This window comes from Kitasatospora sp. NPDC056651, assembly GCF_042792155.1.
Taxonomy (GTDB): domain Bacteria; phylum Actinomycetota; class Actinomycetes; order Streptomycetales; family Streptomycetaceae; genus Kitasatospora.
Map to the genome: position 1 here is coordinate 20,988 of NZ_JBHTWX010000107.1, position 8,222 is coordinate 29,209.

6 protein-coding genes are annotated in these 8,222 nt (G+C 72.7%); 4 read left to right on the forward strand and 2 right to left on the reverse strand.

Translation table 11 applies throughout. The features are described from left to right. Positions 1–98: 98 nt before the first annotated feature. Positions 99–302: a membrane protein insertion efficiency factor YidD gene (gene yidD / locus ACFRAR_RS31160; protein ID WP_380702266.1), complete on the forward strand. Its 204-nt coding sequence runs from the start codon at positions 99–101 to the stop codon at positions 300–302. An 87-nt stretch (positions 303–389) separates the two neighbouring features. Here the strand turns inward: yidD and ACFRAR_RS31165 are convergent, their stop codons facing one another. Further along, entirely contained in the window at positions 390–2,741 is a 2,352-nt protein-coding gene (locus ACFRAR_RS31165) for a glycosyl hydrolase family 18 protein (RefSeq protein ID WP_380702268.1), read from the reverse strand. A gap of 283 nt (positions 2,742–3,024) precedes the next feature. Between ACFRAR_RS31165 and ACFRAR_RS31170 the strand changes: the two genes are divergently transcribed. Together ACFRAR_RS31170 and ACFRAR_RS31175 are read left to right on the forward strand one after the other, a co-directional pair. After that, the gene (locus ACFRAR_RS31170) at positions 3,025–3,705 is read left to right on the forward strand and encodes a class I SAM-dependent methyltransferase (protein WP_380702270.1); all 681 of its coding nucleotides are present in this window, start codon (positions 3,025–3,027) and stop codon (positions 3,703–3,705) included. A 122-nt stretch (positions 3,706–3,827) separates the two neighbouring features. Continuing rightward, entirely contained in the window at positions 3,828–4,910 is a 1,083-nt protein-coding gene (locus ACFRAR_RS31175; protein WP_380702272.1) for a hypothetical protein, read from the forward strand. Positions 4,911–4,923: 13 nt separating this feature from the next. On the opposite strand, the gene ACFRAR_RS31180 is transcribed toward ACFRAR_RS31175, so the two are convergent. Then, positions 4,924–7,182, reverse strand: a complete 2,259-nt coding sequence (locus ACFRAR_RS31180; protein ID WP_380702274.1) for a hypothetical protein — start codon at positions 7,180–7,182, stop codon at positions 4,924–4,926. Between the two features lie 341 nt (positions 7,183–7,523). Between ACFRAR_RS31180 and ACFRAR_RS31185 the strand changes: the two genes are divergently transcribed. Beyond that, the gene (locus ACFRAR_RS31185) at positions 7,524–8,111 is read left to right on the forward strand and encodes a TerD family protein (RefSeq protein ID WP_380702276.1); all 588 of its coding nucleotides are present in this window, start codon (positions 7,524–7,526) and stop codon (positions 8,109–8,111) included. Positions 8,112–8,222: the final 111 nt, after the last annotated feature.

An 8,222-nucleotide genomic window follows, 5' to 3' on the forward strand; every position in this document is an offset into this window, starting at 1 on the left:
GCTGAACCGGTGGGTGAGATCCGGGCAGATGTCTTCGGATAATCTTGCCCGGATCGTCGGGTTCGGCCCCGGCGGACAGAACGAGGGGACCGCCGGCAGTGTCCGACCCGACGCCGGATCGCGGCGCCACCGAGGTCAGCCCCCGCCGCCCGGCCTGCTGCCCGTACACGCCGTCCTGCTCGACCTACGCGGTGCGGGCGCTGCACCGGCACGGCGCGCTGCGCGGGGCCCGGCTGACGGTCGGACGGCTGCTGCGCTGCCGTCCGGGGGCGGGCGGGGCGGATCCGGTGCCGCCGTGCTGAGCGGCGGACGCCCGGACCCGAGGACGCGGACGGCCCGCGCGGAGGTTCCGCGCGGGCCGTCACTCACTGCGTCTCAGTCGACGGGCGTCAGCGAAGGGCGGAGTCCATCGCGTTGAGCATCGTGGCGGAGGCGTCGTCGTTCTCCAGGGAGAAGGCGAACAGCCCGCCCAGGCCCTTGCTCTTGGCGTAGGCGCCGCGGGCCTGGACGGCCTGCGGGGTGTCACCGGTCCAGAAGTTGGTGCCGTCGTAGGCCCAGCTGCTCTCGGTGACCGGGTCCCAGTGGGTCTGCGCCGCGGTCAGGTTGAGCTCCTTCCAGGCGGCCAGGCCGGACTCCTGGCTCAGCGGCTTCTTCGCCGTCGGGCCGGTCGCGCTCTGGTACAGGCCGAAGTTGGAGCCGGCCGGGACGCCGGTCCAGCCGCGCCAGTAGAACGGGATGCCCAGCACGATCTTGTTCGCCGGGAAGCCGCCGGGGATGCCGTACTCGGGCAGACCGGTGGTGTACGCCGCGAGCGTGGTGTCCACGTTGTACTTGCGGGCACCCGGGGTGATCGGCGTGGTCGGGTCCGCCGGGCTGTCGTGCAGCGGGTCCTGGTGGTTGGTCGGGCCGGTGGCGTCCCACGCGCCGTGCATGTCGTAGGACATCACGTCGGCGTAGTCCAGGTAGGCGCCGATCTTGTCGGTCTCCAGCTGGGCGATCTTGTCCTGGCCGCTGGGCAGCGCGGCGCTCAGGATGTAGCGCTTGCCCTGGGCGGCGCCGAGGGTGTCCAGCTGGGTGCGGAACTCCTTGAGCAGCAGGGTGAAGTTCTGCTTGTCGGCGGCGGAGTAGTGGTTGCCGGTGTGGCCGCCGGCCGAGCCCGGGTACTCCCAGTCGAGGTCGATGCCGTCGAAGAGGCCGGCCGCCGAGGCCTGGCCGCCGGAGGCGTCACCGGCGACACCGGTCGGCAGGTTCCCCTTGAGGAACATGTCGACGCAGGAGGAGACGAAGGCCTTCCGGGAGGAGTCGGTGGCGGCCGCGTCGGAGAAGTACTTGGAGTACGTCCAGCCGCCGATCGAGATGGTGTACCGCAGGTTCGGGTACTTGGCCTTCAGCTGCCGCAGCTGGTTGAAGTTGCCCTTGAGCGGCTGCTCCCAGGTGTCGCTGGTGCCGTCCACGCTGGTGGCGCCGCTGTAGTCGGCCTGGTAGTCGGCGTAGGCGTCGCCCGCGCCGTCACCGGCGTTCGGGTTGGACTCGTTGGCCGAGTCGGAGGCCTTCACCGTCTGGAAGCAGGTGAACTTGGTGGGGTCGATGTTGGCGAACGCGTAGTGCACCACGTCCAGCTTGCCCGCGGCGCCGCTGGTGTCGACGTTCTTGGCGTTGTACGCGTTCTCGTAGACGCCCCACTGGTCGAAGTACGCCGAGCGGACCGGCTGCTGCTGCGCGGGGGCGGCGGAGGTCGCGGTGGACACCGGCGCCGACTGGGCGGAGGCATGGCTGCCGGAGTAGCCCTGGACGCTGAAGGTGTAGCTCTTGCCCGGCAGCAGCGAGCTGACCGTGACCGAGGTGCCCATCGAGGTGGCGACCAGCTGGCCGTTGGACCACACCTTGTAGGCGACCACGCCGTCACCGCTGGTCAGCGTGGCCGGCTGCCAGGTGAGCACCACCGCGTTGGAGGTGGTCCTGGTGACCGCGAAGCCGGTCGGGGTGGTGACCTTGCCGTCCCCGGCCGGGCCGCTCGCGGTGGCCGTCGGCGTCGGGGTGGGGGAGGTGGGGGTGCCGCTCGGGGTGGGGCTGTTGGTCGGGGTGGGGCTGTTCGTCGGCGACGGGCTGTTGGTCGGCGACGGGCTGTTGGTGGGGCTGGGGCTGTTGGTCGGCGTCGGGCTGCTGGTCTGGGTGGGGCCGGCCGGACCGGTCAGCGTGAGGTCGTCCGCGTAGTACGTGCCGGTGCCGTACCAGCCGTGGGTGAAGACGGTGACGGAGTTCGTGGTGGCACCGGTGGTGAAGGTGGTGCTCAGCTGGTTCCAGCCGGTCCCGCCCGGCGACCAGGCCGAGGAGTTCACGCCGGTGCCGGTGGCGCCCAGGTAGACGTAGCTGCCCTGGACGAAGCCGGACAGGGTGTACGTGGTGTTCGGCTGGACGGCGACCGTCTGCTGGCACTGCGCGGTGTCGGAGGCCGAGGCGGCGCCGCTGAGCGCGCGGGTCCCGCCGTGCACCGGGGTGGTGACGACCGAGCCGTTGGAGCAGGTCCAGCCGGCCAGGGTGCCGGTTTCGAAGTCGCCGTTGGTCAGCAGGTTGACCGGGGCGGCCGAGGCGGAGCCGAAGGTCAGGGCGATCGCGGCGCCGCTGGTGGTCAGGGTGGCGGCCAGCGCCAGCGCGGTGGCCCTTCTGCGATGGGCGGCCCGGCGGCCGGTGCGCTCCCCGTCGGGGTGGGCTGACTGTGCGGGCAGGACACGGTCGTGCATGCGGTGGATCCTCCGGATGTGTGGGGGTTTCCGGCGGTGCTGCGGCCCGGGCGGGCCTGGGGAGCCGGCCCGGGCGCGGTGGGGGCGCGCGGGCTGGTGACGCATGGGACGGGCGGTGCACGGGCATGACGGGTGGTCGACCCGTGCACGTCACGACTGAACAGATTGGACTGGACCAATATCCGCCGTCAAGGGTGTCCGCCCGCTGGGACGTTCCCGGCCGCGGGAGCGTCGGCCCGGTAGGTTGACCGTACGAGCAGGCCCGTCGAACGGAGGAGGCGCGATGGACAGCCAGGACTGGGACGACCGCTACGCCGCGAGCGAGCTGGTGTGGGGCGCGGCGCCCAACCGGTGGGTGGTCCGTGAACTGACCGGCCACACTCCCGGGCACGCCCTCGACCTGGCCGCGGGAGAGGGCCGCAACGCCATCTGGCTGGCCGCCCAGGGCTGGGAGGTCACCGGCCTGGACTTCTCCGCCGTCGCGCTGGAACGCGCCGAACGGCTCACCGCGGACCTGCCCGACGAGGTCGCCGACCGGCTCACCTGGCGCCACGGCGACGCCCGCACCATCGAGGCCGCGGCCGGGTACGACCTCGTCCTGGTCGCCTACCTCCAGCTGCCCGCCGCGGACCGCCGGGCCGCGCTGCGCCGTGCCGCCGACGCGCTGGCCCCCGGCGGCACCCTGCTGGTCGTCGGGCACGACCTGAGCAACCTCACCGAGGGTGCCGGCGGCCCGCAGGACCCGGCCGTGCTGTTCACACCGGAGGACGTCCTGGCCGACCTCGCCGACCTCGGGCTGCGGATCGTGCGCGCCGAGCGGGTGCGCCGCACGGTCGGTGGCGAGCCCGGGCACCGGGCCGGTGAGGCCGGCGGGGTCGGAGAGCCCGGCGGGGCCGGCGGGGTCGCGGCGGGTGCCCGGGTCGCGGTGGACGCACTGGTGCGGCTGGAGCGGAGCCCCGACTGACGGACCCGGCCGGTCGGCGGGGCCCGGGTGCCACCGGAGGCGCGGCGGCCCCTGCCGACTGGCGGGTCCCGATCGGCCCGGCGGCGTACGACAGTTGATGGAGCGTCAACTAGCTTGTGGGCATGAGGAATCGCGTGCTCGCGTCGGTCGCGGTCGGCGCCGTCCTGCTGCTGGCCGGGTGTAGTGGCTCGGACTCGGATCCGGGCTCCGGTTCGGGCTCCGGTTCGAGTTCGGGCGCGGGCTCCGGACCCGCCGTCGAGGAGCGGCCCGGGCCCGGGCCTTCCGGTGTCGAGCGCCGCGCCGACGGCGCCCAACTGCTCTACCGGGCCGGGGGCGGCCGAAGCGCCCAGAACCCGGCCTTCGCCCCGGACGGCCGCTCGGTGCTGCTGACCGAGTTCAGCGGGGGCTACAACAAGGGCGCCGCCGCCCTCGGCATCCTGCCGTCGGACGGCGGCGCACCCCGTACGGTGCTGGCCGACCCGGACCGGGCGGCCGTCAACCTCCCCGGCGCCAGCTGGAACGCCGCCGCCGACGCCTTCGCCTTCGCCACCGACCGGGAGTCCGGCCACGACGAGGTCTGGCTGATGAGGCCGGGCGGCACCCCCGAGCGGGTGACCAGCCACGCCGACGGCAGCGGCTACAGCGAACCGAGCTTCTCCCCGGACGGCGAGTGGATCGTCTTCCAGCGGAGCTGGGAGCCGGAGCGGGCCGCCGCCGGGCAGGACGACACGGCCGAGCAGGACTCCCTCTGGAAGGTCCGCCGGGGCGGCGGCGCCCCCGTCCCGCTGGTGGACGGCCGGGGCACCGGCACGGACAACCGGCAGCCCAACTGGTCCCCGAAGGGTGACCGGATCGTCTTCCAGCGGCGCGGTGCGGGCCGCGAGGACTGGTCGCTGTGGACGGTGGGCGCGGACGGCCGCGGACTGCGGCAGGTCACCGACGTGCCGGGCGAGCACACCGACCCGAGCTGGTCCCCGGACGGCCGCTACCTGGTCTTCTCCTCCAATCTGGGCGACCTGCCGAACGCCCAGCTCTTCGTGGTGTCGGCGGACGGCGGCCCTCCCGTCCGGGTGACCCGCGACGACACCGCCTACGACGGTGCGCCGAGCTGGTCCCCGGACGGGAAGTGGATCGCCTTCGAGTCCGCCCCGGGCGGCGAGGCCAACCCCGCCGCCCTCTGGCGCATCCCCGCGCCGGCGCGCTAGAGCCCGTCCGGGCCTAGGCCACGGTGATCGTGACCACCGAGTACTGGGCGACGGTCAGCGGCACACTGACCGTCGCGCCGGTGACGGTGTACGGGACGGCCTTGGGCGCCGGGTCGGTGCCGTCGGGACCGGCGACGGTGACGGCGGTGACGCTCGCACCGGCCGGGAGCGCGTAGGAGAGCGTGCAGTTGGCGGGGCTGCTGTGGAACGCCGCCGGGGTGTCCCCGAAGTTGCTGAAGTTCACCAGGTGGACGACGGTGTCGGCGCCGAGCCGCCGGGCGTCCAGGAAGATCCGCCGGTCACCGGCCAGGGTGACGGCCGGCGGGGCGGACTGCCGGACGGCGGCGAGCAGTTGGTCCGCCGAGGCCTGGTCGGTCCTGGTCAGGTAGCTCAGCCCGGGCAGGGCCTTGACGTACCAGCAGCTGCCGCTGCCGAAGGAGTTCTGCCGGGTGGCGGGCAGCGGGTCGGCCTTGCGCAGGCCGAGCACGTCGGAGAGTGCGAACTCGGCGCGCTGGCCGCCCAGTTCGTCCAGTGCGGTGGGAGCCGGGCCGGTGATCACGATCGTTCCGCCGGCCGAGACGAAGCCGCGCAGCAGCGCCGCCTCGGTGTCCGAGACCGCCTGGAGGTTGGGCAGCAGCAGCACCTTGAACCGGGCCAGGTCGTCGGCGGTCAGGCCCGGGCTGGGCACCGTGTCGAACGGGACGTGGGCGTAGACCAGTGCCTTCACGGCGCCCCGGAACTCGCCGAGCCAGGGGAGCGAGGCGCAGCTCATCTGCGGGTCGTTGCCGCCCCACCAGTCGGCGACCCCGGCAGGGGCGTTGGCGTTGACGTACATCCCGTTGCCCTCGCCGGGCGACACGTAGTCCCGGGACGGCGCCGAGTGGTAGACGCCGACCTGGGCGATCGAGACCGGGTCGTAGAGCTTGGCCTGGTTGACGCGCACGAAGCGGTACATCCGGGTGCGCATCGCGGCGTCCACGGTGTCGTTCTTGAACGGGGTCTTCACCTCGTACGGGTTGCAGCCGGCCGCGATCAGCTGGGACATCACCAGCGAGGCGTCGTCGGCCTGCCAGCCGTAGGAGAACGCCCAGGCCGGCTTGGTGCCGCTGGCGGCGCGGGCGTACTTGTACATCGAGATCAGACAGGTCCAGTCGGAGGCGGTGGCGTGCCGCATGCCGTCGTAGTTGCCGAGGATGTCCACCTCCCAGACCTGGCTGACGGCGCCGGGGGCCTGGCGCAGGTAGCCGCCGTCCAGGCCGATCGAGGTGGCGTAGCGGTAGTCCATCGAGACGGTCTCGACGAAGGTGACCAGGTCGGGGTTGACCGAGCGGCCCGCGGCCGCGATGTCCAGCTGGAACCCGAGCAGGTTGCGGTGGCGCCACTCGACGTAGCGGCGGAAGACCGGGTCGGCGTAGTTCGCGGCCTTGGGCAGGTCCAGGCCGGTGTCGGCCTTGAACGCGGCCGTGCCCCAGGTGGAGGCGTCGCACCAGGAGAGCACGCCGTCGAAGTAGATCGGGACGTCCGGCCAGATGCCGTCCACGCCGGTCGCGGCCACGCCCTTGATCCGCTTGAGGTAGTAGTCCCGCCAGGGCGAGTTGGGGCTGAGCCAGACGCTCTCGTCGCCCGGGTCGACCCAGACGACCACGCTGCCGTAGAACACGTTGGGCTTTCCGGCGAGGTCGCGCTGGACCCAGTTCTTGCCCTGGTCGTTCTTGTAGAAGGAGCGGCCCTTCTCTCCGCCGGGGGAGATCAGCTCCAGCGACGGGTAGTACATGACGACCTTGAGGCCGGCGGCGTGGGCGAGGCCGGTGAACTGCTTCACCTCGGCCATGTGGGCGGCGAACTCGGCGTCGGTGAGCCAGTTGGACAGCAGTGTGTCCAGCTCGATGACGCTGACCTCCTGCGCCTTGAGGGCGTCCACGTAACCCTGCATGTCGGCGGGCTCGTTGAAGGTGCCGTCGGCGATGCGGGCGTAGCGGGCCCAGTCCGGCCAGGTCTGGGCGGCCGCGGTGGGGCCGGTGGTGCGCAGTGCGGCGCGGTGGGTGTCGGGCCAGATGCCGTCGAACTCCGCGGTGCCGAACTCGTGGCCCGGCGCCGTGGCGGCCCAGGCCGTGCCGCCGGGCAGGAGCCGGACGGTGGCCAGGGCGCCCCCCACGCCGAGGCCGGCCCGGAGCAGGCGGCGGCGGTTGAGGCGGGAGCCTTCGGACCCTCGTGGTGTCGGGTGCCGGTCGTTTCCTTCGTGCTGTTCGGTTCCTTCGTGCTGCTCGGGCATGGTGGTCCCCCCAGCGTGAGCGGGCCGGTGCGGGTGGGTCCGGCCCGGGAACGGTCGTGAGCACTGCGGGCGGTGCGGAGGCCGGGCGCCGTCGGTGTCGGCGTGCCCCGGGGCGGCGACCTCGGGCCGACCCTAGACGGTGCGCCGCCCCGCCGGTCCGGTCCCGGTCCGCGGCTACGCCAGACGTCGGACCGCCGGTTCCATCAGTGTGCGGACCGTTGTCGGGGTGAGGTTCGGGGGAGTACGGGGTAGGGGTGCCGACAGGACACCGTTGATGATCATAAATTCTCTACAGTGCTGTAGATTCGCGGCACGGGCGGTGGCAGAACGAGGAGGACGCGATGAGCGTTTCGCTGGCCAAGGGGCAGAAGATCAGCCTGGAGAAGCCGGGCGGCGGGCAGTTGAGCCTGGTCCGGATGGGCCTCGGCTGGAAGGCGGCCGAGCGCAAGGGCTTCCTCGCCAAGCTGCTGTCCGCAGGCCGGGAGATCGACCTGGACGCCTCGGCGGTGCTGTTCTCCCAGGGGCGACCGGTGGACGTGGTGTTCTTCCAGCACCTCAACAGCAACGACGGCTCGGTGCGGCACAGCGGGGACAACCTGGTCGGCGGCGCGGGCGACGCGACGGACGACGAGTCGATCACGGTCGACCTGACCACCGTCTCCGCCACGGTCGATCAGATCGTCTTCACCGTCAACTCCTTCACCGGGCAGACCTTCCAGGAGGTCGAGGCGGCCTTCTGTCGGCTCGTGGACGAGACCACCGGCATCGAGCTGGCCCGCTACACGCTCACCGGCGGCGGTCCGTACACCGCGCAGATCATGGCCAAGGTGCAGCGCACGGCGGGCGGTTGGCAGATGACGGCGATCGGCCAGCCGGCCGGCGGGCGGACCTTCCAGGACCTGATGCCGGAGCTGGTCAAGTACCTCTGATCCCACGCGGCGCCGTCAGGCGTCCGTGAACGCCGGCAGGGGCGCGGTCCCGGGTGCGGGACCGCGCCCCAGTGGTGACATAGTAGGCGCCGCCGACCGGGAGAGCGCCGC